The organism is Microvirga puerhi (assembly GCF_020089865.1).
Lineage (GTDB): Bacteria > Pseudomonadota > Alphaproteobacteria > Rhizobiales > Beijerinckiaceae > Microvirga > Microvirga puerhi.
Map to the genome: position 1 here is coordinate 1 of NZ_JAIRBM010000017.1, position 25,793 is coordinate 25,793.

General features: G+C 62.7%; 29 protein-coding genes. 11 read left to right on the top strand and 18 right to left on the bottom strand.

The features are described from left to right. Positions 1–64 precede the first annotated feature (64 nt). The 9 genes from K9B37_RS18690 to uvrC all read right to left on the bottom strand — a co-directional run bounded on the left by K9B37_RS18690 (position 65) and on the right by uvrC (position 8,264). Entirely contained in the window at positions 65–670 is a 606-nt protein-coding gene (locus K9B37_RS18690) for a glutathione S-transferase (protein WP_224315044.1), read from the bottom strand. 64 nt (positions 671–734) lie between these two features. Further along, entirely contained in the window at positions 735–1,583 is an 849-nt protein-coding gene (locus K9B37_RS18695) for a 23S rRNA (adenine(2030)-N(6))-methyltransferase RlmJ (RefSeq protein ID WP_224315045.1), read from the bottom strand. 83 nt (positions 1,584–1,666) lie between these two features. Next, complete coding sequence (locus K9B37_RS18700; protein WP_224315046.1) at positions 1,667–2,335, bottom strand: ribonuclease T2 family protein; 669 nt, start codon at positions 2,333–2,335, stop codon at positions 1,667–1,669. Beyond that, on the bottom strand, positions 2,332–2,763 hold the full coding sequence (locus tag K9B37_RS18705) for a hypothetical protein (protein WP_224315047.1): 432 nt from the start codon (positions 2,761–2,763) through the stop codon (positions 2,332–2,334). Before K9B37_RS18705 ends, K9B37_RS18700 begins: the two co-directional genes overlap by 4 nt. 80 nt (positions 2,764–2,843) lie before the next feature. After that, the gene (locus K9B37_RS18710) at positions 2,844–3,833 is read right to left on the bottom strand and encodes an extensin-like domain-containing protein (RefSeq protein ID WP_224315048.1); all 990 of its coding nucleotides are present in this window, start codon (positions 3,831–3,833) and stop codon (positions 2,844–2,846) included. Positions 3,834–4,714: 881 nt separating this feature from the next. Continuing rightward, on the bottom strand, positions 4,715–5,170 hold the full coding sequence (locus K9B37_RS18715) for a molybdenum cofactor biosynthesis protein MoaE (RefSeq protein ID WP_224315049.1): 456 nt from the start codon (positions 5,168–5,170) through the stop codon (positions 4,715–4,717). Positions 5,171–5,187: 17 nt separating this feature from the next. Beyond that, the gene (gene moaD, locus K9B37_RS18720; RefSeq protein ID WP_224315050.1) at positions 5,188–5,439 is read right to left on the bottom strand and encodes a molybdopterin converting factor subunit 1; all 252 of its coding nucleotides are present in this window, start codon (positions 5,437–5,439) and stop codon (positions 5,188–5,190) included. Positions 5,440–5,444: 5 nt separating this feature from the next. Next, entirely contained in the window at positions 5,445–6,059 is a 615-nt protein-coding gene (gene pgsA / locus K9B37_RS18725) for a CDP-diacylglycerol--glycerol-3-phosphate 3-phosphatidyltransferase (RefSeq protein WP_439651755.1), read from the bottom strand. A gap of 117 nt (positions 6,060–6,176) precedes the next feature. Continuing rightward, positions 6,177–8,264, bottom strand: a complete 2,088-nt coding sequence (uvrC, locus tag K9B37_RS18730; RefSeq protein WP_224315051.1) for an excinuclease ABC subunit UvrC — start codon at positions 8,262–8,264, stop codon at positions 6,177–6,179. A 111-nt stretch (positions 8,265–8,375) separates the two neighbouring features. Between uvrC and K9B37_RS18735 the strand changes: the two genes are divergently transcribed. The 9 genes from K9B37_RS18735 (at position 8,376) to K9B37_RS18770 (ending at position 14,889) form a co-directional block, all read left to right on the top strand. Continuing rightward, positions 8,376–9,536, top strand: coding sequence for a benzoate/H(+) symporter BenE family transporter (locus K9B37_RS18735; RefSeq protein ID WP_224315052.1), 1,161 nt, complete (start codon positions 8,376–8,378; stop codon positions 9,534–9,536). Between the two features lie 62 nt (positions 9,537–9,598). Then, positions 9,599–10,114 carry a hypothetical protein gene (locus tag K9B37_RS18740; RefSeq protein ID WP_224315053.1) on the top strand — a complete coding sequence of 172 codons (516 nt, stop codon included), beginning with the start codon at positions 9,599–9,601 and terminating at the stop codon, positions 10,112–10,114. A gap of 155 nt (positions 10,115–10,269) precedes the next feature. Further along, positions 10,270–11,202: a ribose-phosphate pyrophosphokinase gene (locus K9B37_RS18745; RefSeq protein ID WP_224315054.1), complete on the top strand. Its 933-nt coding sequence runs from the start codon at positions 10,270–10,272 to the stop codon at positions 11,200–11,202. A 134-nt stretch (positions 11,203–11,336) separates the two neighbouring features. Then, the gene (locus K9B37_RS24695) at positions 11,337–11,459 is read left to right on the top strand and encodes a hypothetical protein (protein ID WP_255616668.1); all 123 of its coding nucleotides are present in this window, start codon (positions 11,337–11,339) and stop codon (positions 11,457–11,459) included. A 3-nt stretch (positions 11,460–11,462) separates the two neighbouring features. Next, on the top strand, positions 11,463–11,987 hold the full coding sequence (locus K9B37_RS18750) for a flavin reductase family protein (protein ID WP_224315055.1): 525 nt from the start codon (positions 11,463–11,465) through the stop codon (positions 11,985–11,987). A gap of 157 nt (positions 11,988–12,144) precedes the next feature. Beyond that, on the top strand, positions 12,145–12,765 hold the full coding sequence (locus K9B37_RS18755; RefSeq protein ID WP_224315056.1) for a 50S ribosomal protein L25/general stress protein Ctc: 621 nt from the start codon (positions 12,145–12,147) through the stop codon (positions 12,763–12,765). An 86-nt stretch (positions 12,766–12,851) separates the two neighbouring features. Further along, positions 12,852–13,484, top strand: a complete 633-nt coding sequence (gene pth / locus K9B37_RS18760) for an aminoacyl-tRNA hydrolase (protein WP_224315057.1) — start codon at positions 12,852–12,854, stop codon at positions 13,482–13,484. A gap of 56 nt (positions 13,485–13,540) precedes the next feature. Beyond that, a complete protein-coding gene (ychF, locus tag K9B37_RS18765) occupies positions 13,541–14,638 on the top strand; it encodes a redox-regulated ATPase YchF (RefSeq protein ID WP_224315058.1) in 1,098 nt (365 codons plus the stop codon). A gap of 71 nt (positions 14,639–14,709) precedes the next feature. Beyond that, positions 14,710–14,889 carry a hypothetical protein gene (locus tag K9B37_RS18770; protein ID WP_224315059.1) on the top strand — a complete coding sequence of 60 codons (180 nt, stop codon included), beginning with the start codon at positions 14,710–14,712 and terminating at the stop codon, positions 14,887–14,889. Positions 14,890–14,926: 37 nt separating this feature from the next. Here the strand turns inward: K9B37_RS18770 and K9B37_RS18775 are convergent, their stop codons facing one another. The 3 genes from K9B37_RS18775 to K9B37_RS18785 are packed head-to-tail and all read right to left on the bottom strand — an operon-like array spanning position 14,927 to position 18,411. After that, positions 14,927–16,639 (bottom strand): flotillin family protein, encoded by a 1,713-nt coding sequence (locus K9B37_RS18775; protein ID WP_224315060.1) that lies wholly within the window; start codon positions 16,637–16,639, stop codon positions 14,927–14,929. A gap of 23 nt (positions 16,640–16,662) precedes the next feature. Beyond that, on the bottom strand, positions 16,663–17,319 hold the full coding sequence (locus K9B37_RS18780; RefSeq protein ID WP_224315061.1) for an OB-fold-containig protein: 657 nt from the start codon (positions 17,317–17,319) through the stop codon (positions 16,663–16,665). A gap of 12 nt (positions 17,320–17,331) precedes the next feature. Next, entirely contained in the window at positions 17,332–18,411 is a 1,080-nt protein-coding gene (locus K9B37_RS18785) for a PspA/IM30 family protein (RefSeq protein WP_224315062.1), read from the bottom strand. Positions 18,412–18,626: 215 nt separating this feature from the next. Between K9B37_RS18785 and nfi the strand changes: the two genes are divergently transcribed. Then, a complete protein-coding gene (gene nfi, locus K9B37_RS18790; RefSeq protein WP_224315063.1) occupies positions 18,627–19,295 on the top strand; it encodes a deoxyribonuclease V in 669 nt (222 codons plus the stop codon). 56 nt (positions 19,296–19,351) lie between these two features. Continuing rightward, positions 19,352–20,365, top strand: coding sequence for a MaoC family dehydratase (locus tag K9B37_RS18795; protein ID WP_224315064.1), 1,014 nt, complete (start codon positions 19,352–19,354; stop codon positions 20,363–20,365). A gap of 161 nt (positions 20,366–20,526) precedes the next feature. Here the strand turns inward: K9B37_RS18795 and K9B37_RS18800 are convergent, their stop codons facing one another. The 6 genes from K9B37_RS18800 to petA form a co-directional block, all read right to left on the bottom strand. Next, positions 20,527–21,072: an adenine phosphoribosyltransferase gene (locus tag K9B37_RS18800; protein WP_224315065.1), complete on the bottom strand. Its 546-nt coding sequence runs from the start codon at positions 21,070–21,072 to the stop codon at positions 20,527–20,529. 44 nt (positions 21,073–21,116) lie between these two features. After that, on the bottom strand, positions 21,117–21,788 hold the full coding sequence (locus tag K9B37_RS18805) for a GNAT family N-acetyltransferase (protein ID WP_224315066.1): 672 nt from the start codon (positions 21,786–21,788) through the stop codon (positions 21,117–21,119). A 2-nt stretch (positions 21,789–21,790) separates the two neighbouring features. Further along, complete coding sequence (locus K9B37_RS18810) at positions 21,791–22,666, bottom strand: S-methyl-5'-thioadenosine phosphorylase (RefSeq protein WP_224315067.1); 876 nt, start codon at positions 22,664–22,666, stop codon at positions 21,791–21,793. Positions 22,667–22,825: 159 nt separating this feature from the next. After that, positions 22,826–23,692 (bottom strand): cytochrome c1, encoded by an 867-nt coding sequence (locus K9B37_RS18815; RefSeq protein ID WP_224315068.1) that lies wholly within the window; start codon positions 23,690–23,692, stop codon positions 22,826–22,828. A 23-nt stretch (positions 23,693–23,715) separates the two neighbouring features. Beyond that, a complete protein-coding gene (locus K9B37_RS18820) occupies positions 23,716–24,993 on the bottom strand; it encodes a cytochrome b (protein ID WP_224315069.1) in 1,278 nt (425 codons plus the stop codon). A gap of 33 nt (positions 24,994–25,026) precedes the next feature. Then, entirely contained in the window at positions 25,027–25,575 is a 549-nt protein-coding gene (petA, locus tag K9B37_RS18825) for a ubiquinol-cytochrome c reductase iron-sulfur subunit (protein WP_224315070.1), read from the bottom strand. Positions 25,576–25,793: the final 218 nt, after the last annotated feature.

Sequence of the window (25,793 nt, forward strand, 5' to 3'; positions counted from 1 at the left end):
AAGACTGTTCGCGCTCACGCGAACGACAGAGGCCCGGTGGAAACACCGGGCCTTTTTCATGCCGTCATGCCGCAACGCGCGTCTTGGCATAGGTAGGCACGCGTGCCTCGAAATCGGCAAGCCATGCAACGAGCTTCGGATAGCTTTCGCGCCACCGTCCGCCCATCCGCAGGTCGAGATAGCCGAGAGCGCAGGCCAGCGCGATGTGGCCGACATGCAGCTGCGGCGAAGGCGTCGAGAGATGCGCCTCGGCATGGTCGAGCCCGCGCTGAACCTTGCCGGACTGCAGCTCCAGCCATTTCGGCTCTTGCCGGTCCTCTGTCCGGTACCGTCCCTCATAGACCTGGAGCAGCGCCGCATCCATGATGCCGTCCGCAAGCGCCTGCTGGCGTAGGGCCAGGAAGCGATCAACTCCCGTAGGATAGAGTTTTCCGCCGCCCGCGAGATGGTCCAGATATTCGATGATGACGCGTGAATCGTAGAGCTTCTCCCCGTTCTCCAGGATCAAGATCGGAATCTTGCCGAGCGGGTTCTGCTGACGGAGCGAATCCTCCGGGTTCATCGTGTCCGCGGCGACAAGTTCAATCTGATCGGACAGACCCAGCAGCGATGCGGCGATCTTGACCTTGCGGCCGAACGGAGAGGCAGGTGACGTACGAAGAGTGAGCATGAGCGAGACCTATGGAAAGGGACCTTGCCTTCATGCCGTTCACCAGCCGCCGCCGCAACGGATTTCACGCCGCCGGCCCGAATGCCTCACAACGATAGCCCGCATAGCTGCCCTGCGACAGACGCTCAGCGAGGGCCGGAAGCAGGATCTCGGCCTCTTCCCGCAACGTCCAGGGCGGATTGAAGACGACAAGTCCGCTCCCGTTGAGTCGGGCCGGCTCGCGCGGATCGTCGACCAGCAATTCAAGCCGGAGACCGGGACGCGGGCTTTCCGCATCGAGCCGCTTCATCAGCGCATCCACCGGCGCCAGCGACTTGATCGGATACCAGCCTGCATAGACGCCCGTTTCCCATTTTCCGAGAGCCGTCAGGATCTCGGTGCCTAGCCGCTCCAGCTCGTTTGGCTGCTCGTAGGGCGGATCGATGAGAACGAGACCGCGCTTCTCCTTCGGCGGAATCAGGGCATGGAGCGCCGTCCAACCGTCGAGATGCATGACCTTCAGGTTGGCGACCGTGTTAAAGGTCTCGTTCAGGGTGCCATAATCTGCAGGGTGAAGCTCCACGAAGACGCCCCGATCCTGCCAGCGCAGCAATTCGCGCAGGATGCCGGGCGAGCCCGGATAGATGCTCGGTCCATGCCGGGTGCGGATGCCCGCGACGACCTGCCGATAGGGTTCCAGGATTGCTTCGACTTCCGGCGAGAACGCCTCGTCGAGTCGACCGATCCCATCGACCCATTCACCGGTCCGGCCAGCCTCATCCCCGGCCAGATCGTAAAGGCCGATCCCGGCATGGGTGTCGATGACGCGCAGCGGCGTCTCCTTGCGCTGGAGATACAGCAGGATCCGCACCAGCAGCGCGTGCTTCATGACGTCGGCGAAGTTGCCGGCGTGGAAGGCATGACGATAGTTCATGAGGGATCTAAAGCACTTTCAAGGCGCGTGGGAAACCATCGTGATGACAGGGAGGTAAAACGTCGCCTCGAACCGCCGCCCGACTATCGCGGAGGCGGAACAGCAATCTCGCCGGCGCGGCACCCGTCCTGGTTGACCTGGGGACATTGGCGGAAGCCGCGCAGATCCTTGTCCAGGCAGATCTTGATCTCCTGGAACACCCGCCGGCCACAGGACACGGACATCATATCCGGACGCAATCCCGGATTGGCGCTCGCGAAGGCCCGCTCGATCTCGATCGGCATGACATGGGTCTCGGTCGAGGATGCGGTGAGACTGTCGGGGATCTGGATCCGGTCGCGGGCCTTACGCACCAGGGCGAAGTATTCGCTCGGGCTGACGCCCGAGCAGGTTCCATGCTTGCGCCACTGGTATCGAGCGAGGTTGGAGGTGGGATAAAGGTCGACCAACTGATCAATGACCATGCGCGGAACGAACCGCCCCTGTGGTTCGCAGAAGGTCGGATATCCCTGGTCGGATTGCGGCCAGAGACCGTGAACCACGAAGCCGAGGCGGTTGCCCTCCTCGCATTGCTTGCGCTCGCTTCCGCGCGCACTCACTTCGCAGAAGCCAGGAGACCAGGACAGGGCAAGGACATAGAAGTCGAAGGCCCCGGTAGGCGCTCCGCGCGCCTCCTGCATGGGCTGGGCGAAAGCCGAAACCGCTGTGAAAAGCCAGGCGCCCGCGATGACGAGGCACCGTGCGAGGATCACGGCTGCGCCTGCTTGCACAGAGGTGCGTAGGCGTAATTCCGGTCAAGGCCGACCACGCACCATTCCGTGCCCCAGCCGATGCCGATGAATCCGAGCTTCTCGCGCACGGAGTAATTGATCTTGCGCTTGTAGCCGTCCGACACGATCACGGTCCCCGTGCAGTAGCGCCGCGGAATGTAGTCGAGCCCCCAGGGACGCCAAGAGGTCTCAGCCAGCCTCTCGAACGCAACGATCTGCAGAGACGAGGACCAGAAACGGCTTTCGCGGGTCGAGAAATCCGAAGAGATCTGCCCGAGGACAAAAGGATCCTCGCAGGCCGGGAGAGATGCGCTGTAGGAGTGGTCCCGCCGTTCGGCCGGGGTTATCTCACGGGCCAGCGCCGGGACGCTCAACAATACACAGGAAACCAAAGCCGCCAGCCACTTCATCGCGATGCTCCAACAGATCCTATGATCTCATGAGGACCATGTAAGCGCATATGTGGATCGTCAAGGCTCCGCTTGCCGGTTTAGTAGATTCCGGAGTTGTTCAGCACGAGTGGCTCTCCCGGCACCGCCGGGCGATAGGCGGGAGGAATGGCGGTCTGGTTGATCGTACGCGGCGGCGGAGCCTGCGGAGAATATGTGGTGACAGGCAGATCGGCCGCGTATCCCCCTGCCGCCAGCTCCGGGCGGGACGCAGGCATCGGCGTCATCGGCGCAGGTCCTGCACCTGCCGCATATTCCCCTTCCGCAATGTCCTGCTCCATGTCGATGGGTGCAAGATCGGCGGTCGGGGGCGGGTTCTGCTGGGCGAAGCGGCTGCGCTCGGGATCGATTCGCGCGGCGAACTTGATGATCGGCTTGCAGATGCGCCGCGTGCCGCGGGGGTCATGCCGGGCAAGGTCGATGTGGAGATGATCGTAGTGGAATACGTCCGAGCCGGGACCGAGGACCGTGCTGAAATAGCGGCATGCGCCGACGAAGACCTCACGCAGGAAGTCCTGCTCCACAGGATCTCCCTTCCAGCCCTTCGCGACCGCAATCTCACGCCCGTCCGCGAGAACGAAGGCCATGACGTCAAGCGCATTCCCGAAGGCATGTTCGGAGACCTTGGCGCCGCGCTGGTTGTTACGCGGCCGGCAGGAGTAGGAGCCGGCCTTCAGATCCACGACCGGGACGCCGAAATACAGCGTTGCCGCGGGCTTCACGATCTCGTCGAGCCAACTGTCAATCTGCGGAATGATCGGACAGGCCAAGGTCACCTTGGATTTCAGGCCGACCGAGCCATTGGTGAAAGCCGAGACCTTGAACGGGTGATCCATGCCGCAAACGCCGGGCCCGTCGATCTTCGACGACAGGGCCATATAGGCGGAGGGCTGGACGAGCCGCTGCGACAGGCAGGCCTCCTCGGCCTGGGCACGCCAAGGCTCGCGCTGCTCAAACCTGAACAGACCGCATCCTGTAAGACCAAGCCCAACCAGCGATAGGGCAAAAAACGCAACTAACCCACGACGCATATGTCTAGGCTACTGGGGCAACCGTAAACAGAGCGTCAACAATACGAACAGAAGTTCTCAAGTCGTTTCATAAGAATTGTGCAACGCAACGTGGGAAAAGCGGTTTTTCCTATGAAATCTCAGGAAAAAATCTAACTTACTCGGGATTTACTATGAACATATTCCCGCCCTAAAGGGTCAGCAACTTTTTTCAAATCTAACCTAAGGGAAGATTTCCGCGACAAAACAAAGTCTTAATAACTGATATACCAGTTATGATCTCTCCCCTCGCGGATTTCCATTGTAAGACCCGCTTTTCACGCGCTTAAAGCTTTGTTAACGTACCTATCCATTTAGACAGGGGACCCCCATGAACCTGACATCGAATTTGGATAAGGCCTCCAAGCTCAATATCGCAGCGGTCTGTGTTTCCCTCGTTTTTATCTGTGCCATAGTCGTCGGGGTGTTCTGATCGGAAGCACTGCTCGACAGATCAAAGAGTTTCGAAACGCGCTGCCGGAAGCCCTCCGGCAGCGTTTTTCATGAGTCCAGGCAGGGCGTTTCGCTGAACGCCCAGGACGTGACGTTCAGAACCATTTGGCATTGGGCAAGCCGCGGCCCTTCCGCAGTTCTCAGACAGACCTTTTCGCCCAGAGGGAACATCTTGCCGGCGGCCCTGCAATAGCAGTCGACCGGATTGTGTTCAGGCGCCTGAACCTGAGTCAGGCTCGGCTCTTGGGCAAGGCCAGGTCCTCCGGCCATCAGGAAAGTCAAGGCGACAGCGACGTACCACATAAAGCACCTCCGTCGATCCCATCGGCATGATGGTCCGCCTCCGGCGATGAGCCGTCAAGCCAAGTCTTCGGGAGCTGGGGGAGGAAGGGTTGCGACGGGACGCAGTACTATGCCCATCGCTCGGCCGCGGCGTCATCTTGCACCTTGGCCTCGACCCAGGCGCCGACGGTCCCGTCCTTCAGGTGTTCGCGCTTCCAGAACGGCGCGCGGGTCTTCAGGTAGTCCATCAGAAAGGAAGCTGCCTCGAAGGCCGCTTCGCGATGGGCGGAGGCTGCCAGAACCAGCACGATCCCTTCGCCGGGAGAGATCATGCCGAAGCGATGAATGACGGTCAGGCCGAGAAGCGGCCAACGCTCCTCGGCACGCGCAGCGATCCTCGTAAGTTCGGCCTCCGCCATGCCTGGATAATGCTCGAGCTCAAGGGAGGAAAGCTTCCCCCCCTCGTCCCGGCAAAGGCCGGTGAAAGCAACCACCGCACCCACGTCGGCACGCCCTGCGGTCATAAGATCCGTTTCGCGCGCGGCATCGAACGGTTCGGTTTGGATCCGGATGGTGGCGTTCACGGCCGATCCTTAACGCCTCAGCCCCCGGTCATCGGAGGGAAGAAGGCGATCTCCCTTGCGCCCGCAATGACATGGTCCGGCTTGACGTGAACATGGTCGATGGCGGCGCGCACCACTTGCTCGTTCTCGAACGCGTATTCGTATTCCACGCCGCGGGTCTTGAGCCAGCGGACCAGATCGGCGACGGTCGCGATCCCACCCGGGATGTCCACGTCCTCGTCCGGCCGGCCGATGCGCTCACGCACCCAGGCGAAGTAGACGAGCTTCATGGACCTCACCCTTCGTCCATCATGTGATGGATGCCGGTCTTGAGATAGTCCCATCCGGTATAGATCGTCAGAATCGCCGAGACCCACAACAGGATCGTTCCGATCAGGACGGTTCCCGGCAGGACCGTCTCGCCGGCAGGGCCCGCGATCAGGAACCCGACAGAGACGATCTGTGCCGTCGTCTTCCACTTGGCGACGCGGCTCACTGGAACGCCGACCTTGAGTTCCGCCAGGAATTCCCGGAGACCAGACACCAGGATCTCGCGGCACAGGATGACGATGGCGGCCCAGAGCGACCAGCTCTGGATCGTCTTGTCGGCCACCAGCATCAGAAGGCAGGCGGCGACGAGCAACTTGTCAGCGATGGGATCGAGCATTCGCCCGAGGGCGGATTGCTGGGCATAAGTTCGCGCCACGTAGCCGTCGAGATAATCGGTGATGCCAGCCAAAGCGAAGATCAGAAGCGCCGCCCAGCGGGACCAGTGGTCCTCCGGCCAGAACAGAAGGCCGACCACCGCGGGCACGGCCACGAGCCGGCCATAGGTCAGCATGTTGGCGAGGTTGAAAGCCTTCGACCGGCGCATGGGAGAGGCAGAGCTCATAACTGAGGCAGGAAGCATGCCGAAGGCCGGTCCGTCAACCGGACTTCCACCGTTTGGCGATGCTTCCCCACCCGACATCGCCGGGCCCTGGCCTTTTTGCCGAAGGCATCGAGAGATCGTGAACCGGGATACAGCCTAGCCCCTGTCATGGAAGAAGTCGTAGACGGCGCGTGCCGTTGCGGCATTGACGCCCGGCGCCTTCATGAGGTCTTCGAGCGCCGCCCGCTGGATGGCCTTGACCGTTCCGAAATGATGCAGGAGCGCCCGCTTGCGGGTCGGGCCGATGCCGGCGATTTCGTCGAGCGGGTTCTTGACCATTTCCCGCTTGCGCTTGGCCCGATGCGCCCCGATGGCGAAGCGGTGAGCCTCGTCGCGAAGGCGCTGCACGAAGTAGAGGGCCGGATCGCGCGGCGGCATCTTGAAGGGTGGCTGGCCCGGCTTGAAGAAGGTTTCGCGGCCGGCGTCCCGGTCCCGCCCCTTGGCGATGCCGACGACGGCGACGTCCTCTTCGCCGACTCCGACCTCGGCGAGCGCCTGGCGGGCGGCTTCGAGCTGCCCCTTGCCGCCATCGATGAGGATGAGATCCGGCCAGGCCGGGAAGCTGTCGTCGTCAGCGTCATACTCTCCTTCCCCTTGTGGGGAAGAGGTGGGGGTGGGGGTGGCTGTACCCGACTCGGAAAGGATGGCGCTCGCGCCTCCCCCTGTAAAGGAAGACGGAATCCGCGGCTCCTCCTTCACGAGGCGCGCAAATCTCCGCTGCAGCATCTCGCGCATCATGCCGTAATCGTCGCCCGGCTTGAGGTCCTCGGACTTCATGTTGAAGGTGCGGTAGTGCTGCTTCATGAAGCCGCCCGCCCCCGCCACGATCATGGCGCCGACCGCGTTGGTGCCCATGATGTGCGAATTGTCGTAAACCTCGACGCGGCGCGGGGCCTTCGCCAAACCGAAGGCCTGAGACAGGGATACGAGAAGCTTCTGCTGCGAGGATGTATCGGCGAGACGCCGCCCGAGCGCCTCCTTGGCGTTGCGCTGTACGTATTCGATGAGCTGGCGACGCTCGCCGCGCTGTGGCGCGTGGATTTCGACCTTCGCTTCCGCGCGGGTCGAGAGCGCCGCCGCCATGAGCTCGGCATCCTCGATCTCGTGCGACAGGAGGATCAGGCGCGGTGCCGGCTTGTCGTCGTAGAACTGCGCGATGAAGGAGGACAGGACCTCCTCCGGGCTCATGGACTTGTCGGCCTTCGGAAAATAGGCGCGATTGCCCCAGTTCTGCCAGTTGCGGAAGAAGAAGACTTCGACGCAGAACTGACCCGCCTGCTCGTCCAGAGCGAAGACGTCCGCCTCCTCGACCGATTGCGTATTGATGCCCTGCACGCCCTGGATCGCCGAGAGCGCTGCCAGGCGGTCGCGGCAGCGGGCGGCGCGCTCGAATTCGAGGGTTTCCGCCGCCTCCTGCATTTCTGCCGTGATGCGGGCCTTCACGGCATTGGATTTGCCGGAAAGGAAGGCGCGCGCCTCGTTCGCGAGTTCCGCATATTCTTCCTTGGATACTTCCCCCGTGCAGGGACCGGAGCAGCGCTTGATTTGGAACAATAGACAGGGCCGCGTGCGGTTCTCGTAATAGCTGTCATTGCATGAGCGCAGCAGGAAGGCGCGCTGCAGCGCGTTGATGGTCCGATTCACGGCCCAGACACTTGCGAAGGGACCATAATAATCGCCCTTCCGCTTGCGTGCGCCACGATGCTTGACGAGTTGCGGCGCGTCGTGATCCCCCGTCAGAAGAATGTAGGGGAGCGACTTGTCGTCCCGCATCAGCACGTTGTAGCGGGGCCTGAGCTGCTTGATGAGATTGGCTTCAAGCAGCAGGGCCTCGGTTTCCGTTGCCGTGGTGACGAATTCCATCGACGCCGTCTCGCCGATCATGCGGGCGATGCGGTTCGAATGAGCTTGGCCGCGGGCATAGGATCCGACGCGCGCCTTCAGGCTCTTCGCCTTGCCGACGTAGAGGACGTCGCCCTTGGTATCGAGCATCCGATACACGCCGGGCGCATTGGGCAAGGTCGTCCAGAAGCGGCGGATGACGTCGGTCCCGCGCTGGACCGACCCGGGATGCGCCTCCAGGTCGAACTCGACGTCCGACCCGCTTTCGACCGGGACGGTATCCTCCTCGTCCTCGTTGTCCAGAATGTCGGGGGGGACGTCGTTATAGGTATTGCGACTCATGAGAGAGATTTAAGGAGTCGCGATTCCAGAGGGAAGAGCCCGGGTGGGCTGGCAAGAACATTCCAGCCGCATTAAACCGCTAAGCCCCGTCGCAGCCATCGGAATCGGACCATGCGCCTGTCGATTCTCTCCTCCGCCGTCGTCGCAGCCCTCGTCGGGTTCGGCAGCACGATCGCCATCATCATCGCCGCGGCTCACGCAGTGGGTGCCGATGCGGCGCAGACGACCTCCTGGGTGGCCGCCCTTTGCCTCAGCACGGCGGTGGCGAGCGGCTTTCTGAGCATTCGCTACCGCATGCCCATCATCGGCGCCTGGTCGACGCCGGGGGCGGCGCTGATCGCCGCCTCGAGCGGGATCTCGATCCATGCGGCCGTGGGTGCCTTCCTGATGGCCGGTGCGCTGATCGTCCTGGCCGCCGCCTTTAAGCCGTTCGGACGTCTGATCGAGAAGATCCCAACCGCCATCGCAGCGGCGATGCTGGCCGGCGTGCTCGTCCGCTTCGTGATGGCCGTATTCGAAAGCGCACAGGGCGCGCCGCAGCTAGTGCTGCCCCTCGTGGCGATCTTCCTGATCGTCCGGCTGTTCAACCCTGCCATGGCCGTCCTGGCCGTGCTGTTCGTTGGGCTGGGACTGGCTTTCGGCAACGGATCGGCACACCTGCCTGCCTCCGAGATCGGCTTTTCCTCTCTCGTCTTCATCCTCCCGGCTTTCGATCCAACCGTGCTAATCGGGCTTGGCCTGCCGCTCTTCCTTGTAACGATGGCATCGCAGAACCTCCCGGGCTTCGCCGTGCTGCGCGCCTCCGGCTACACACCTCCCTCCCGCCCGATCCTTGCGGTGACAGGCCTCGCGTCGGTGATTAGCGCGCCGTTCGGAGCCCATACGAGCAATTTGGCGGCGATTTCGGCCGCCATCTGCACCGGACCGGATACTCACCCGGATCCTGAGAAACGCTGGCTCGTCGGACCCTTCTACGCCCTCTGCTATGTGCTCATTGCTCTCTTCAGCGGTGGGCTCATCACCTTGATCGCGGCGCTGCCGCCTGAGCTGATCAAGACGGTCGCCGGCCTGGCCCTGATGGGAGCCTTCACGGGCGCCCTGAGTTCTGCGCTCTCCGATGAATTCAAGCGCTTTCCGGCCGTGCTCACATTCGCGGTCACGGCCTCCGGCCTCTCGCTGTTCGGGATCGGCTCCGCCTTCTGGGGATTGGCCGCCGGCCTCGTCACTTTGGCCCTCGACGAGGCGGCGCTCAGGATCCGCAAGCGGCACTGATCTGGACGAAGCGGCCCGTTAAGCTTAATACTCTGTTACCGCCAACGGAGAACGGAGGGTTCATGGCTCGGATCATACAGACCGGACGGATGGCTGCCTTGGCCGTCACTGTTCTGCTCGGCGCCTGCCAGACCGACTCGTTCTCCTCGAATGGTTCGCCGGAAGGCGTGCCGATCGCACTGGAAAGCATCGATGGCGCTCCCCCGCCCGTCCGGACCGCTTTGATTAACGAGCTGACGACCGCTGCTGCCGACCGGAAGGTCGAGCTTGTCGGTTCCGCGGCCCAGGCCCGCTATCGGGTCCGCGGCTACCTTTCCACCGAGACCGTCAACGGCGAGACCAAGGTTGCCTATGTGTGGGATGTGTTCGATTCGGAACAGCGCCGTGCCAAGCGCCTGACCGGAACGAGCCCCGGCAAGGTCGCAGGCAAGACCATCTCCGCTTCGGACAAGGAAACGCTCGCCAAGCTCGCCAACGCCAGCATGGATGAGATCGCCGAATTCCTGAGTGCCGCCGGCTCGGCGACTCCCATCCAGACCGCGGCGAATGTGGACAGTGAGGCTGTTGCGGCGCAGTAACGCGTGCTGAACAACTCAGAAAAGCGCCAGACTGCGGCCATGCGCGTATTGTGACGTTTTCTTATCGCTGCTAAGACCCAAGCGCCTTGCCGCATAAGGGCAACAACGTCACGCGGGAGGCTCCTCAGGTCACTCTAAGAGCCAAAGATGCGTCCATGAAGCTCGTCGCGGGAAATTCCAACCGTCCGCTTGCAGAGGCTATCTCCGCCTATCTCAACGTTCCGCTCGCCAAATGCCAGGTGAAGCGCTTCGCCGACATGGAAGTGTTCGTCGAAATCCAGGAAAACGTACGCGGCGAAGACGTGTTCGTGATCCAGTCGACGTCGTTCCCAGCGAACGACCATCTGATGGAACTGCTGATCATCATCGACGCTCTGCGACGCTCCTCGGCGCGCCGCATCACAGCGGTGATTCCGTATTTCGGCTACGCCCGCCAGGACCGCAAACCCGGCCCACGCACGCCGATTTCCGCCAAGCTGGTGTCGAATCTCATCACCCATGCAGGCGCCGACCGCGTCCTGACCCTCGATCTCCATGCCGGTCAGATCCAGGGCTTCTTCGACATCCCGACGGACAACCTGTTTGCGGCCCCCCTCATGGCCCGCGACGTGAAGGAGCGCCTCGACGGGGGCGATCGCATGGTGGTGTCGCCCGACGTAGGTGGCGTGGTGCGCGCCCGCGCGCTCGCCAAGCGCATCGATGCGCCCCTCGCAATCGTCGACAAGCGCCGCGAGCGTCCTGGCGAATCGGAGGTGATGAATATCATCGGCGATGTCAGCGGCCGCTCCTGCATCCTGCTCGACGACATCGTGGATTCCGGCGGCACCCTGGTGAACGCGGCCGATGCGCTCCTGGCCAACGGCGCCAAGGAGGTCTACGCCTACATCACCCACGGCGTGCTCTCCGGCGGAGCGGTCTCCCGCATCGCCAATTCGAAGCTGAAGGAACTCGTCATCACGGACTCGATCATGCCGACCGAAGCCGTGAAGGTCGCCCACAACATCCGTGTCGTGCCGATCGCCCAGCTCATGGGCGAGGCCATCGGCCGGACGGCGACCGAAAGCTCGGTGTCGAGCCTGTTCGACTGAATTAGACAAGGGCCGGCCGTTTCAAAGCGGCCGGTCATGCCGACACTTCGGCGGTGGCCGAAGCATTCATGCCGGACCTTGAAGATCCCATCTGGTAGCCCTGCCTCGCTTTGGAACCACGCGAGGCCGCACAGATGGATACACACCCGACGAAAACTATTCCTGCCCACCGGGTGATCAACCCGTCCGTTCTCTACTTCGGCACTCCGGTCGCCCTCATCACGACCCTGAACCCGGACGGCACTCCCAACATCTAGCCCATGTCTTCCGCCTGGGCCCTCGGCGACCGGGTCGTACTCGGCCTGTCGACAGGCGGCCAGGGGAGCGAGAATGCAGTCCGCGAAGGTGAGTGCGTGATCAATCTTGCGCAGGCAATCCTATGGGAAAAGGTCGAGCGATTGGCCCGCACCACCGGACGTAATCCCGTTCCTGAATACAAGACAGCTGCCGGCTACCATCACGAGCCCCGAAAATTCGAAGCCGCTGGGCTTACTCCCCTGCCCTCCGACCTCGTCAGGCCTCCACGGATCGCCGAATGCCCGCTCCAGCTGGAGGCACGGGTCGTCGCGGCCCACGCTCCCGGCGGGGAGCGATGGGAAATCGATTCACCCCACGCCTTCGCCATCGTCGAAACCCAGGTGATCCGGGTCCACGCCCACGCCGACATCACGATTCCCGAGAGCAACCACGTGGATGTCAGTCGCTGGCAGCCCCTTCTCTACGTCTTCCGACACTACGTAGGCACTGGCGACGATCTCGGGCGGACCTTCAAGGCCGAGGCGTGAGTCGGCGCCGCATTGCATTTCCAAGCCGTTTTCTCTATAAGCCGCCTCGCGCCCGCTCGACACCCTTGGAGGCACGGGCGCCGACCTGATGGCCGCCACAAGGTTTCAGACCCTTGGCGGCCTTCGGTTTTTACACCCATTTCAAAGGACCACGACCATGAGCGATATCAAGCAGATCAAGGCCGTGGCGCGCGACCGGGCCGGCAAGGGGGCCGCCCGGGCCGTTCGTCGCCAAGGCCAAGTACCCGCCGTCATCTACGGAGCCGGACAGGCTGCCGAGGCGATTGCCCTCGACTTCAACCAGACCAAGCAGCTGATCTTCGCTGGCCACTTCCTCACCACGATCTTCGAGATCGACGTGGACGGCAAGAAGACCCGCGCCATTCCGCGCGACTACCAGCTCGACCCGGTGCGGGACTTCCCCGTCCACGTCGACTTCCTGCGTCTTGCCAAGGGCCAGGCAATCAAGGTGGTGGTGCCGGTTCACGTGGTCGGCCAGGAGAAGAGCCCGGGCGTGAAGCGCGGCGGTACGCTGCAGATCGTCGAGCACTCGGTGGAACTTCTCGTCCCGTCCGATGCGATCCCGGACTACATCGAAGCGTCCGTCGCTAGCCTCGATATCGGCTCCTCGGTCCACCTCAGCGACATCCAGCTGCCGAAGGGCGCCAAGTCGACCTCGGCCGAGAACGTGACCTTGGTCACCGTCGTGGCTCCGTCGGGCATGAAGGAAGAGGAAGCAGCTCCGGCAGCCGCCGAGGGCGAGGCTCCCAAGGCCTGATTGTTCTTTCCCGGGCGTCTTGCCCATCGAAAGGCTTCGACGCTCCGACCGCAAGGCCGGGGCGTTTCTTATGAGGTTGATCTGCGATGCGCCTCTTTGTCGGCCTCGGCAACCCTGGATCCCGCTACGCCCGGAACCGGCACAATGTCGGGTTCATGGCCATGGACGAGATCGCTCGCGTCAACGGCGCCTCGCCCTGGCGCAGGCGCTTCCAGGCAGAAACGGCAGAGGCCGTGATCGGTGGCGAGCGGGTTCTGATCCTCAAGCCACAGACTTATATGAACGAGTCGGGCCGGGCCGTCGCCGAGGCTCAGCGCTTCTTCAAGATCCCGCTCTCGGACGTGACGGTGTTCTACGACGAGCTCGATCTGCCGCCCGCGAAGGTTCGGGTAAAGGTCGGCGGCGGCAATGCTGGGCATAATGGTCTTCGGTCGATCACCGCCCATTGCGGCAACGATTACCGGCGCGTGCGGATCGGCATCGGACACCCTGGTCACAAGCCGCTGGTCCAGCCTCATGTGCTCGGCGATTTCGCCAAGGCGGAGGAACCCTGGGTCGAGGATCTGACCCGGGCGATCGCCGACAACGCGGCCCTCCTCGCCAAGGGTGAGGACGGAAGCTTCCAGAATAAGATCCACCTCGCCATGGAGGCGAGAGGGTGGACGGACGTGAAACGGCCCGGCGAACAGGCGGGCAAGGACAAAAGTAGCGCCGGCTGAAGCCGGCCAAGGAACAGTGACGCCGGCTATGCCGGCCACGGGCAAGGAGTGGGGCCATGGGCTTCAAGATGGGCATCGTCGGACTGCCGAATGTCGGCAAGTCGACCCTTTTCAACGCGCTGACCCAGACGGCGGCCGCCCAGGCGGCGAACTATCCGTTCTGCACCATCGAGCCGAATGTCGGCGACGTGGCGGTGCCTGACGATCGCCTTGAAAAGCTCGCCGGGATCGCCGGCTCGGCCCAGATTATTCCGACAAGGCTGACCTTCGTGGATATCGCCGGTCTCGTCCGTGGTGCCTCCAAGGGCGAAGGCCTCGGCAACCAGTTCCTGGCCAATATCCGCGAGGTGGACGCCATTGCCCATGTGGTGCGCTGCTTCGAGGACACCGACATCACCCATGTGGAAGGCAAGATCGAACCGGTCGCCGATATCGAGACCATCGAGACCGAGCTGATGCTGGCCGACCTCGATAGCCTCGAGAAGCGTGTGACAGCACTCGAGAAGAAGGCCAAGGGCAACGACAAGGAAGCCAAGGAAACCCTGGACCTCGTGAACCGCGCCCTCGTGCTCTTGCGGGAAGGCAAGCCAGCGCGTCTGGTGGAACGCAAGCCGGAAGAAGAGCGCCTGTTCCAGATGCTCGGCCTCCTCTCCTCCAAGCCCGTTCTCTATGTCTGCAATGTCGAGGAAGCCTCCGCCGACCACGGCAACGCCTTCTCCGCCAAGGTGTTCGAGCGTGCCAAGGAGGAAGGCGCCAAGGCGGTCGTCGTCTCCGCAAAGATCGAGAGCGAGATCGCTGTCCTCGCCCCCGAGGAGCAAAAGGACTATCTCGACGCTATCGGCCTCGCCGAGCCCGGCCTGAACAGGGTCATCCGGGCCGGCTACGAGCTTCTCGGCCTCATCACGTATTTCACGGTCGGTCCCAAGGAGGCCCGCGCCTGGACGATCACCACAGGCACCCGTGCTCCGCAGGCGGCCGGCGTCATCCACACGGATTTCGAGAAGGGCTTCATCCGCGCCGAGACCATCGCCTATCCGGACTATGTCACTCTCAAGGGAGAGTCCGGCGCGCGCGATGCGGGCAAGCTGCGCCTGGAAGGCAAGGAATACACGGTCCAGGACGGCGACGTCCTGCATTTCCGGTTCGCCAACTGACGCTTTCGTGAACGGAGGCTTCGTCCTCCGTTCAGACATCTCCTGCGTTTATCCTGCACGGAGGACCAGCCATGCAGGATTCCCTTGAAGAGATCGCCTACACGGTCGGTGGCGCCGTCGTCTCGCCGAGCATCGGCTCGGCGGAACTCATCCTCGCCCTTCTGGTCGCTTGCGGCTTCCTGTTCAGCGCCTTTCATTCCCTGTTCTCGGGCCACCATGAGACGCACTGGCAGGAGAAACGGCACCGCTGAGAGTTGTGGCGCAGCGCGCCACAACGGTGCTGGGCATCTAGACCGACTTATCTAACGCGCTAGGAGCGGCCGCACGTGCTGCTTCCTCAGTCCTTCCCTCGACCTTGATGGGCTCGGTGACAGATCCGAGAAGTGTATCGAGGGCGTTTCCGCCACCGGAAAATCCGGCCTCTGCGAGGATGGTGTTCACGATCGGCTTGTTGGCTTGAAGTGCCAGCAGCTGACCAGCCAATCCGTCCCCAAGGCCGATTCCAACTCCATCGGCATTCGCCTTGCCGTTGACGAGGCCGCCGGTATCGAAGATCCGGATGTCCTTGATCTTCTCGATCGGCTTCACAGCCTCGGCGAGAGCCGCCGGGATGATGCGGATGCGCTCGCGCGTAAGTTCGAACGCGATGAGCGTGGGTGACAGCTTGTTGCGTGCCTCGGTCATCGCCGCCTCTGCCTCGGCCTGTGCTGCGCCTTTCTCGCGGATGGCCTCGGCTTCGATCTTGGCGGCATCGGCATTGGCGAGAGCGATGGTCTTGATGGCTCCTGCCCTGTTCTCGGCCGCATCCTTCTCGGCCTGAGCAGCGACGACGACATTCGTGGCTTCGGTCTCTGCTTCCTGTTGCGCAGCAATGACGGCGATGCGCTTCTGACGCTCCGCAATCTCGACCTCCCGGGCCGTGGCGACCTTTTCGTCTGCCGCAACCGCGAGGGCTTCGGCTGCCTTGGCGGCGGCTTTCGCCTCCGACTCCTCCCGGCTCTTGTTGGCGACTGCGATGGCGCTCTCCTGCGCCACGATCTGAACATCGCGCTTCGCCTCCAGCTCGGATTGCTGGACGGCGCGGCTAGCAACGATATTGGCGCTTTCCTTGATCCGCTTGGCCTCGGCTTCGCGCTCCGCAATGGCGAGTTCGGATGCGATCCTCGCAGTTTCTTCCGCTTGCCGCGCAGCGGCCTCCTTTTCGGCCTGCTCAGCGCGCGTCTTCGCCGTGGCGTTGGCGATGTCGCGCTGCTGGGCGAGTTCCGCTTCCTTCGAGGCGCGATCAATCTCGAGCTTGCGCTGGAGCGCCTCGCGGTCTTTCTCGGCGATGGCGACCTCCGTGTCCCGCACGACTTCGTTGCGCTCTTTCTTGCGCTGCTCCGTGATCTTCGTGAGCGTCGCCAAGCCCTCGGCGTCGAAGCTGTTGTTCGGATTGAAATGCTTGATGTCGGTCTGGTCGAGGCGTGTCAGAGAAACGCTTTCAAGTTCGAGGCCGTTCGACGTGAGATCGGCCGCAACCGTCTCCTGCACGGCCTTCACGAACTCGGTGCGCTTTTCCTGAAGATCGTTCAGCGACATCGTCGCCGCCACCGACCTCAGGGCATCGACGAACTTCGCCTCGATGAGCTGGCGCAGGGCATCGGCGTTGTTCGTGCGGTCACCCAGTGTCTGAGCGGCGAGAGCAATCGAATCGGCTTCCGGCCGAACGCGCACGTAGAATTCGGCGCCGATATCCACACGCATCCTGTCCCGTGTGATGAGGGCGTCCCCTTCGCCGCGGCGAACCTCGAGGCGAAGCGTGTTGAGATTGACCCAAGCCATGGAGTGAAAGACCGGCAGCACGATCGAGCCGCCGTCGAGCACGACCTTCTTGCCACCGAGGCCCGTGCGGACGTAGGCCTGGTCGCGTGTTGAGCGCTTGTAGAGGATGCCGATCACAAGGCCGATGCCAACGATGGCAACAAGGCCGAGAATGACCGGAATGATGATGCCGTTGAGCATGGAGATTCTCCGGAAGGTTGTCTTTAGTTGCTTGTTCTGAGGTCTTCGGGGGCAGAAATGGCCAGGAAGATCGGACCGCGTCGATCCACAAGAAGGACTTGAGCGCCGGCTGGAATGGGGACGTGACCGTCGGCAGCCTTCGCCAGTGGGAAATGCAGATTCCCGTGTGCATCTTGAACTTTGACGCGCCCGGCCGGCCCCTGATCGAGCGGCCCGACGGTGACTTCAGCAGTACGGCCGACGAGATCCTCGTTCGACACCACATAGGTCTCGTCGCGCGGAACGATGGCGGACACGAGACGTGTCGCGTAGCGCGTCGTGGGACCCGCGAGAAAGAACGCGCCTCCGCTCGCGGCGAGAACCGGCAGAGGCGCCATAATGCTGATGGCGAGTGTCTGGATGATGAAGCCGGATGCCGCGAACGCCGCCAGCCACGTGATGATGAAAATGAGGACCGGAACACGGCCTGCATTGAGCCAGCCCAAAAGTCCCCCGAAGAATCCCACGGCACCTACATCGGCATGATGCCCGCCATAGGCATCCAGATCGAGACCCTGCTCGATGAAAAGGCTGGCCGAAACGCCGATGATCAACGACACGGTCTCGATCACGACGAGACCGATCATGATCAGACCGGCAATCGTGAACGGCTGATAGCTTGCCGAAAGAAGGGCTTCCATCGAGCGCTCCGGCTATTCCCTGGTTTTTGCCTTGAAGGCAGCAAGCCGCTCCTCGACGGTTTTGTCCCGATGCAGCCGTTCCAGTTCGTTCATCTGAGAGGCATGGGGATTGCCGGATGCGGGAACGCCGGTGACACGCGAGATCGCCTCCAGCGAACGCAAGGCTTTGTCCTCAGACAAGGCGGCGCGGGACGTTCCGCTTCCCGTATTGGCCGTCGCTTGGTCCCGTGCCAGCGAGCGCTTCAGTTCCGCAAGGCGAGCCTCGCCCTCGCGACGCGCTGCGATCACCGCTTGAACGGCCCCCTGGGCTTCCTGAATCCGCTCGTTCACATCCACCATAGCGACGCGCAGGGCCGTGATCTGGGCCTCGATATCGATCTGCCGTTCGATCCCCGCCTTCGCCAGATCCTCACGACCTCCCTGCAGGGCAGTCGCGATCTTGTCCGAAAGGGACGACAATTCCACATCAAGTTCCCGCATGCGGCTTTCGAGGCGATGCTGCTCGGCGGTGTGCTTACCGAGAGCTGCCCGCGCCTCCTCCGCTTCCCGATCAATCTCCCGGATAGCCTGCTCGACCACTGCGACCGGGTCCCTCTGCTCAGCCCTCTCGACCGCTGCATGTGTGAGGCCCGCAACCAGCCGACCGATACGGGACAGAATGCCTTCGTAAGCCATCGATTTCTCCTCTGCTGGACGAATGAAGGGATTGACGCCGACGATGATCTCGAAGCCCGCGTCAGTAGGGACGAGCCTGGCTGGCGCGGAGCCGCTCCAGCCTTCGCCATAGCCAGCCACGTCGTAGTGCAGGCTCACCCGGCCTCGAACTGTCGACAGTGTGAGGGTTGCAGGCCCCTTGATCGAATAGAGCTTCTCGTCGAGCGGGATACCCGGGAAATCCTCGCCGGAGCTGCGCCGGGCGGCGAAATCCCGGATGCCGAGCAGGACCAATTGCGCGGGAAGCTGTGTCTCCAGCCTGATCTGCTCGTAGGCGAGCTTCTGAAGCCGCACCACGTCGGATTTGATCCCTTCGCGGTCTGCGACGTCCTCAAGCAGGGCCATCATGGAGCGGTATTGCGCAAGCGTTTCCGCCACGGCTTCCTGATCTGCTGCCCTCATATAGAGGAGATAGCGGAGCGTAGACGACGGGATGGAATGCCTAGGCTTCATAACCCAAACTATAAGTGACCTATTTAGTCACTTCAAGGGCACTTGCGTCGATTTTCCTAGTTCCTTCGTTTCACGTGCTGGGGATCGCGGGACCATTTAGAAGCCTGAAGCGTTGAGCTTCAGGCAAACCGTCCCGCACCATGCAACTTCATCACCGTCACCCCTGGAATCTCACCCCGGCCGAAGCCATTGCCCTTCAGAAGGAACTCCGAACGGAGGTCGTCTCGAACCGCCCGATCGATATCGAGGCGATCGGGCTGATTGCCGGCGTCGATGTCAGCGTGAAGAACGAGCAATCCCAGGCGGCTGTGGTCGTCATGACCTATCCAGGGTTTCTGCCGGTAGAAACGGTGCTAGCGCAGCGCCCTACCCCCTTTCCTTATATTCCCGGTCTCCTGAGCTTTCGCGAAGGTCCTGTGCTGGAGGAGGCTTTCGAGAAGCTGAAGAGCGTGCCGGACGTGTTCCTTTTCGACGGAATGGGAATCGCTCATCCTCGCCGCATCGGGATCGCCAGCCATATGGGCTTGTGGCTCGACCGGCCGACCATCGGCTGCGGCAAGACCCTGCTGTGTGGGCGCTACAAGGATCTGGCCGAGGAGAAGGGGGCCATGGCGCCCCTCGTCGACAAGGGCGAAACCATCGGCGTTGCGCTCAGAACGCGCACGGCCAGGAATCCCATGTTCATCTCACCCGGGCATCTGGCCGATATTGCAACCGCCGCAGCCCTGGTCCTCGCCTGCTCGCCGAAATATCGCTTGCCCGAGCCGATCCGCATGGCGCACAACGCGGCCGGACAGTTCAGCTCCTGACCCCGAAAGTCCGGACAAGGCCGCGACAGGCCTCGTCCCCAGCAGACGGCAGCCAGATGCCCCGTATCGCCTTTGAAGACTTCACGCCAGGATCGACCCGGATCCTGGGCCCCATCACCGTGACGAAGGAAGAGATCATCACCTTCGCTCGGGAATACGATCCTCAGCCTTTCCATATCGATGAGGTTGCGGCTAAGGACACCTTTGTCGGCACCCTGATCGCCTCGGGCTGGCACACCTGTGCCCTCAACATGAAGCTGCTCGCCGACGAGGTTCTCCTCGATTCGACGTCGATGGGATCACCGGGCATCGATGAATTGAAATGGGCCAGGCCCGTCCGCCCGGGAGACAACCTGCGCTCACGCATGACGGTCACCGGGAGCCGGGTATCGAAGAGCAGGCCCGAGATCGGCTTCGTCAATTTTCAGTTCGATGTGCTCAACCAGAATGACGAAGCCGTCATGATCCAGAAGAACTGCATCATGTTCGGACTTAAAGAAACGGGGCTCGCGGTGAACGGAACGCGCCCGCTTCCACCGGCACAGCCGCCCTCGCCTGCCCCGGAGATCGCGCTCGCGCCGATCTCCGCCAATCCCTATCTGGAAGACCTAGTGGTGAACCAGACCGATGTTCTGGGCCGATTCACCTTCACGGCAGAGAACATCATCCCCTTCGCCAAGGCCTACGATCCCCAACGCTTCCACGTCGATCCCGAAGCCGCCAAAGTGAGCCTGTTCGGCGATCTCTGCGCCTCAGGCTGGCAGACGGCTGCCGTCTGGATGAAGCTGATGGCGGCGCATCGCGACCGGATCCGTGCTGACGCTCTCGCTCGCGGCGAGCGCCCGGCACGTCTCGGCCCCTCTCCCGGCTTCAAGAATCTGAAATGGCTGAAACCCATCTATGCGGGCGACACCATCACCTATCGCTCGACCGTGACGGGAACCCGAGCCTCTGCCACGAGGCCCGGCTGGGGCATCGCCTCTCATCACAACAGCGGTATCAACCAATATGGCGAGGAGGTGTTTTCCTTCGACGGCGCCGTGTTCTGGGAGCGCCGGTCGGAGCGTTGAGAAGCTGTCATTCCGGGGCGCCGCAGGCGAGCCCGGAACCTATAACCACGATCTGATCAGAGTAAAAACTACGGCGGCCGCTCTGCCTTGCTGGGCATCGTCGGCGATTATAGGTTCCGGGCCCAGCTCTGCGAGCTGTCCCGGAAGGACAGCGTTTGCGCTCAATGCCCTTCGAAGCTGACGAGGCTTCGGACATCGACGCCGAGATCGCGCAGCTTCGAGGCGCCGCCGAGATCCGGCAGGTCGATCACGAAGCAGGCTGCAACGATGTTGGCTCCCATCTGGCGCAGAAGCTGCGTCGCAGCAACCGCCGTGCCGCCGGTGGCGATGAGATCGTCCACGATCACCACCCGGTCGTTCTGCCCGATGGCATCCGTGTGGATCTCCATCTCGTCGACGCCGTATTCCAATGAATAAGCGATACGCACCGTCTCGTGCGGGAGCTTCCCCTTCTTGCGGATCGGCACGAAGCCGGACGAGAGCTGATGAGCGACGGCACCGCCGAGGATGAAGCCGCGCGCCTCGATTCCCGCAACCTTGTCGATCCGTCCGCCCGCAAAGGGATGAACCAATTCATCCACGGCCCGCCGAAACGCGCGCGCATCGCCGAGCAGTGTCGTGATGTCGCGAAAGATGATCCCGGGCTTGGGATAATCCGGAATGGAGCGGATGGCGGCTTTCAGGTCGGTCAAAAAGCGCTGGTCCATGGGTGAAGCCTGCTCGGAAACGGCGAATGCGGAAAGACGAGATATCACGCCGCCGCGGGAAGGATCACCGCGGAGGTATAGGGCGAATACAACGTCCAATCGAGTGTGGAGTACAAGCCGAAGCCGTTCGGTGTGGCAACCAGAATTCCCATTTCGGCACCCGCGGCGACAGCTTTTGCCTCAAGCGTTGCCATGACAACGGTTCCAAGTCCGCGCCGGCGATGCTCGGGAGCCGTTGCGATCCGGTCGATGATGGCAAAGGGCGCGTTGAGCGCCACGCGCCCACGGGCCGCCTCTATGCCATCGCCATCGAACACTTCCACAAAGGTGACCGCCCCCTCTATCCGGAGGCTGATCCGGTATCCGGGCGGTGCTGGTGGGGGCTCACGGTGCATTCTGAGCGCCTTCGTCATCATGAAACCTGGGTCCGTGAGCGTCCATCGGGCAGGAAGCAGCGGCGCCACTTTCTCCGCCGGGGCGCAGACCTTGATGAAGGTGTAAGGCTCGCCCTCCCGTTCAGCGACAGTGCGGATGGCCGCCGGATCGAGCTGCGGGAACACGAAGCGCCGGGCCTGGTCGGGCAATCCGACCTCGATGCGAAGGCAGCCTGGCATGGGCACGGGTCGGGATGTACCACGGGAGAAGGTCCAGCCTTCGACCCACTTCCGCACGACGGCCGGGTCGACACCTGATGCGTTGTCGCGAAAGGTCGTCATGGTCAGCTCACCAGCACTCGTCCCGCCACCGCATCGAGCTTTTTCAGGAGAGCCGGATCGCGCGCCGAAGGTGCTGTCATGATGGCGCCATCGAGGGCACGGTCGGAGCGCGCGGGACAAAGCTCGTGCTCGGCCGGGAAATCCCGTGCAATCCGTGCGATCAATTTCGCGACGCGCGACGCGTTGTCCTTTGCGACTGCAACGACGGCCGCCACGTCGACATCGTCATGCTCGGGATGCCAGCAATCGAAATCGGTCACCATCGCGATGGTTGCATAGGTGATCTCCGCCTCCCGGGCGAGCTTGGCCTCCGGCATGGCGGTCATGCCGATCACGTCGTAGCCCAATCCCTTGTAGGTAAGCGATTCCGCGTAAGTGGAAAACTGCGGCCCCTCGATGCACACGTAAGTTCCGCCGAGCCTGAAGAAGATGCCCTCCTCGGTCGCCGCATCCGCGATACGTCGCTGAAGGAGCGGGCCCACGGGGTGGGCCATCGGCACATGGGCGACGCAGCCGCGACCGAAGAACGAGGTTTCCCGCTTGTTCGTGCGATCGACGAACTGATCGACCAGCACGAACGAGCCGGGAAAGAGCTCGGGCTTGAACGCACCGCAAGCCGACACCGAAATGAGATCGGTCACGCCCGCGCGCTTGAGGATATCGATATTGGCTCGATAATTGATGTCCGACGGAGAATAGCGATGGCCTCTCCCGTGGCGCGGCAGGAAGACGACCTCGGTCGTCCCGATACGCCCGCGTCGCAGGATGTCGGAGGGCTCGCCCCAGGGCGACGACAGCTGCTCCTCCCGCAGATCCGAGATTCCCGGCAGCTCATAGACGCCCGATCCACCGATGATGCCAAGCACAGCCTTCGCCATCACCATCCCCCTTGAGAGCATCCAACCATTGTCCGGCGCGATGGCCCCAACCGCAACAAGCAGAATCGCCTGAATGGTGAACCGATTGGCGCATCCGAGCCATCCGGAGCGCTTTCCCGTCCCAAAGAAAAAGGCCCCGAGAGGGGCCTTTTCGTCGCCTTAGGCTTGGTGTGTCGTCAGGTCGCTGTGTCCGACCCGTGCCCAGATCTTCTTCTTGGTGAAGTAGAGAAGCCCGGACAACACGATCAGGAACAGGATCGCCTGGAAGCCTATGCGCTTGCGCGCCTCGAGGTGCGGCTCGGCCGTCCACATGAGGAAGGCCGTCACGTCGCGGGAATACTGCTCCACGGTCTCCGGAGCCTGCGGCTGGCCGTTGGCATCCTTCGGATATTCCACCTGCCCGTCGCTCAGAGGCTTCGGCATGGCGATGACATGACCGGGATAGTACTCGTTGAAATGGCCGCCCGTCGGCACCTGGAAGCCGGCCGGAGGCTCCTCGTAGCCCGTCAGGATCGCGTGGACATAGTCGGGACCCGTCTCAGCGAACTGGGTGAACATGTCAAAGATGAACCAGGGGAAGCCGCGCTCATAGGTGCGGGCCTTGGCCATCAGGGACAGATCCGGCGGCGCCTTGCCACCGTTCGCGGCCGCAGCCGCGTTCTCGTTCGGGAAAGGTGCCGGGAAGTGGTCGGCCGGACGGGCGGGACGCTCGAACATGTCGCCCGCGTCGTTCGGTCCGTCCTGGACCTTATACTCGGCGGCGAGCGCCTTGACCTGTGCCTCGGAGAATTCCGGTCCGCCCGGCTGGGACAGGTTGCGGAACGCCACGTAGCTCAGGCTGTGGCAGGAGGAGCAGACCTCCCGGTAGATCTTGAAGCCGCGCTGCAGCTGGGCCCGGTCGAAGGTGCCGAACGGACCGTGGAAGGTCCACTTCAGCTGCGGCGGGACGGGAGTCTCCTCGGCAGCGATGGCGGGAGCCGACAGGCCGAGAAGGGCTGCGGCGATGAGAAGAGTACGCTTCATCATGATATTATTCCCCAGCGCTCGCATCAGCCCTTGGCCTGCGGTTCGGCCTTGGCGCCGCTCGGCAGGCCCGCACCACCCTTCACACCCATCACCGAGTCGAGGATCGAGTTCGGCAGCGGAAGAGGACGCTCGATGAAGCCGAGCACCGGCAGGATGACGAGGAAGTGGATGAAGTAGTAGGCGGTCGCAATCTGCGAGACGACGACGTACCAGCCCTCCGGCGGCTTGGCGCCGAGCCAGCCGAGGAGCAGCGTATCCGCGACAAGGATCCAGAAGAACTGCTTGTAGAGCGGACGGTAGTTCGTCGAACGGACCTTCGAGGTGTCGAGCCACGGCAGGAAGGCCAGGACCGCGATCGCGGCGAACATGGCGATGACGCCGCCGAGCTTGTCCGGAATGGCGCGCAGGATCGCGTAGAACGGCAGGAAGTACCACTCAGGCACGATATGCGTGGGCGTCACGGCCGGATTTGCCGGAACGTAGTTGTCGGCATGCCCGAGGAAGTTCGGGATGTAGAACACGAACCACGCGAAGAAGATCATGAACACGACGGTGGCGAAGATGTCCTTGATCGTCGCGTAGGGCGTGAACGGAACCGCGTCCTTGCCGGACTTGATCGGCACGCCGGTCGGGTTGTTCTGGCCCGGAACGTGCAGCGCCCAGATGTGAAGGATGACCACACCGACGATCATGAAAGGCAGCAGATAGTGGATCGAGAAGAAGCGGTTCAGGGTCGGATTGCCGACCGAATAGCCGCCCCAGAGCAGGCTCTGGATCGTGTCGCCGACCACCGGGATCGCCGCCAGGATGTTGGTGATCACGGTCGCGCCCCAGAAGCTCATCTGGCCCCAGGGAAGCACGTAGCCCATGAAGGCGGTAGCCATCATCAAGCCGTAGATGACGACGCCGAGGATCCAGAGGATCTCACGGGGAGCCTTGTAGGATCCGTAGTAGAGGCCGCGGAAGATGTGGATGTAAACCGCGATGAAGAACATCGAGGCGCCGTTGGCGTGCAGATAGCGCAGAAGCCAGCCGTAATTCACGTCGCGCATGATGTGCTCGACGGACTGGAACGCCAGGGAGGCATTCGGCGTGTAGTACATCGCCAGGAACACGCCGGTCACGATCTGCGACACGAGCATGAAGGCGAGGATGGCGCCGAAGGTCCAGAAATAGTTCAGGTTCCGCGGAACCGGGAACGCAATGAACGAGGAATGGACGAGACCCGCGATGGGCAAGCGGCTCTCGAACCATTTGGCGAAAGCGCTTTTGGGAACATAGGTAGTTGAGTGCTGGCTCATGGTGTCGCCTGATCGAATGGCCGTCGCGAAGGGTTACGCCGTAGCTTCCTGACCGATGACGATCTTCGTATCGGACGTGAAGGTGTAGGGCGGGATCGGCAGATTGATCGGAGCCGGACCGCCGCGAACGCGGCCGGAGGTGTCGAAAATCGAGCCGTGGCACGGGCAGAACCAGCCCTCGTAAGGACCCTGATGCCCGAGCGGCACGCAGCCGAGATGGGTGCAGTTGCCGTAAACGATGAGCCACTGCGTATGGCCCGGCTTGACGCGGGCGGAATCAGGCTGCGGATCGCGCAGGCTGGCGAGGTTCACGTCCTCGGCCGCCTTGACCTCTGCGGCCGTGCGATTGCGGATGAAGATCAGCTTGCCGCGCCAGAAGACCTTCACGATCTGCCCTTCGGCGATCGGTGTCAGATCGACTTCGACCGGCGCGCCGGCGGCAACCGTTGCGGCATCCGGGGTCATCGACTGGATGAAAGGCCATACCAGGGTCGCGCCACCGACGGCAGCGGCCGCACCTGTAGCGATGAAGAGGAAATCGCGCCGTGACGGCTCGACGACGGTAGAGGTGGTCTCGGCCACTTGGCTCTCCAGCATACGTCCAAAAACGAGAACCGCGCATCTGCGATGGCTTGGCTAGGCCTTCGGGTTGCCCTCCGGCATCCAAGCATCCGGCACGCTGCCAGGTTGAACAAGCATACGCGCCAACGCGCGCGCAATGCGACTGGGCGTCGCCGCGCGAAGCGCTCTTTGGCACGGCCAAGCCCGCCTGTCCATAGTTGGATTGGACTTGTTCCAAT

Excerpts from the sequence above, each read along its gene's own strand:
- K9B37_RS18690 (WP_224315044.1), bottom strand. The coding sequence starts at position 670 with ATGCTCACTCTTCGTACGTCACCTGCCTCTCCGTTCGGCCGCAAGGTC.
- K9B37_RS18695 (WP_224315045.1), bottom strand. The coding sequence starts at position 1,583 with ATGAACTATCGTCATGCCTTCCACGCCGGCAACTTCGCCGACGTCATG.
- K9B37_RS18705 (WP_224315047.1), bottom strand. The coding sequence starts at position 2,763 with ATGAAGTGGCTGGCGGCTTTGGTTTCCTGTGTATTGTTGAGCGTCCCG.
- K9B37_RS18710 (WP_224315048.1), bottom strand. The coding sequence starts at position 3,833 with ATGCGTCGTGGGTTAGTTGCGTTTTTTGCCCTATCGCTGGTTGGGCTT.
- moaD (WP_224315050.1), bottom strand. The coding sequence starts at position 5,439 with ATGAAGCTCGTCTACTTCGCCTGGGTGCGTGAGCGCATCGGCCGGCCG.
- pgsA (WP_439651755.1), bottom strand. The coding sequence starts at position 6,059 with ATGCTTCCTGCCTCAGTTATGAGCTCTGCCTCTCCCATGCGCCGGTCG.
- uvrC (WP_224315051.1), bottom strand. The coding sequence starts at position 8,264 with ATGAGTCGCAATACCTATAACGACGTCCCCCCCGACATTCTGGACAAC.
- K9B37_RS18735 (WP_224315052.1), top strand. The coding sequence starts at position 8,376 with ATGCGCCTGTCGATTCTCTCCTCCGCCGTCGTCGCAGCCCTCGTCGGG.
- K9B37_RS18740 (WP_224315053.1), top strand. The coding sequence starts at position 9,599 with ATGGCTCGGATCATACAGACCGGACGGATGGCTGCCTTGGCCGTCACT.
- K9B37_RS18745 (WP_224315054.1), top strand. The coding sequence starts at position 10,270 with ATGAAGCTCGTCGCGGGAAATTCCAACCGTCCGCTTGCAGAGGCTATC.
- K9B37_RS24695 (WP_255616668.1), top strand. The coding sequence starts at position 11,337 with ATGGATACACACCCGACGAAAACTATTCCTGCCCACCGGGTGATCAAC.
- K9B37_RS18750 (WP_224315055.1), top strand. The coding sequence starts at position 11,463 with ATGTCTTCCGCCTGGGCCCTCGGCGACCGGGTCGTACTCGGCCTGTCG.
- K9B37_RS18755 (WP_224315056.1), top strand. The coding sequence starts at position 12,145 with ATGAGCGATATCAAGCAGATCAAGGCCGTGGCGCGCGACCGGGCCGGC.
- pth (WP_224315057.1), top strand. The coding sequence starts at position 12,852 with ATGCGCCTCTTTGTCGGCCTCGGCAACCCTGGATCCCGCTACGCCCGG.
- ychF (WP_224315058.1), top strand. The coding sequence starts at position 13,541 with ATGGGCTTCAAGATGGGCATCGTCGGACTGCCGAATGTCGGCAAGTCG.
- K9B37_RS18770 (WP_224315059.1), top strand. The coding sequence starts at position 14,710 with ATGCAGGATTCCCTTGAAGAGATCGCCTACACGGTCGGTGGCGCCGTC.
- K9B37_RS18775 (WP_224315060.1), bottom strand. The coding sequence starts at position 16,639 with ATGCTCAACGGCATCATCATTCCGGTCATTCTCGGCCTTGTTGCCATC.
- K9B37_RS18780 (WP_224315061.1), bottom strand. The coding sequence starts at position 17,319 with ATGGAAGCCCTTCTTTCGGCAAGCTATCAGCCGTTCACGATTGCCGGT.
- nfi (WP_224315063.1), top strand. The coding sequence starts at position 18,627 with ATGCAACTTCATCACCGTCACCCCTGGAATCTCACCCCGGCCGAAGCC.
- K9B37_RS18795 (WP_224315064.1), top strand. The coding sequence starts at position 19,352 with ATGCCCCGTATCGCCTTTGAAGACTTCACGCCAGGATCGACCCGGATC.
- K9B37_RS18800 (WP_224315065.1), bottom strand. The coding sequence starts at position 21,072 with ATGGACCAGCGCTTTTTGACCGACCTGAAAGCCGCCATCCGCTCCATT.
- K9B37_RS18805 (WP_224315066.1), bottom strand. The coding sequence starts at position 21,788 with ATGACGACCTTTCGCGACAACGCATCAGGTGTCGACCCGGCCGTCGTG.
- K9B37_RS18810 (WP_224315067.1), bottom strand. The coding sequence starts at position 22,666 with ATGGCGAAGGCTGTGCTTGGCATCATCGGTGGATCGGGCGTCTATGAG.
- K9B37_RS18815 (WP_224315068.1), bottom strand. The coding sequence starts at position 23,692 with ATGATGAAGCGTACTCTTCTCATCGCCGCAGCCCTTCTCGGCCTGTCG.
- K9B37_RS18820 (WP_224315069.1), bottom strand. The coding sequence starts at position 24,993 with ATGAGCCAGCACTCAACTACCTATGTTCCCAAAAGCGCTTTCGCCAAA.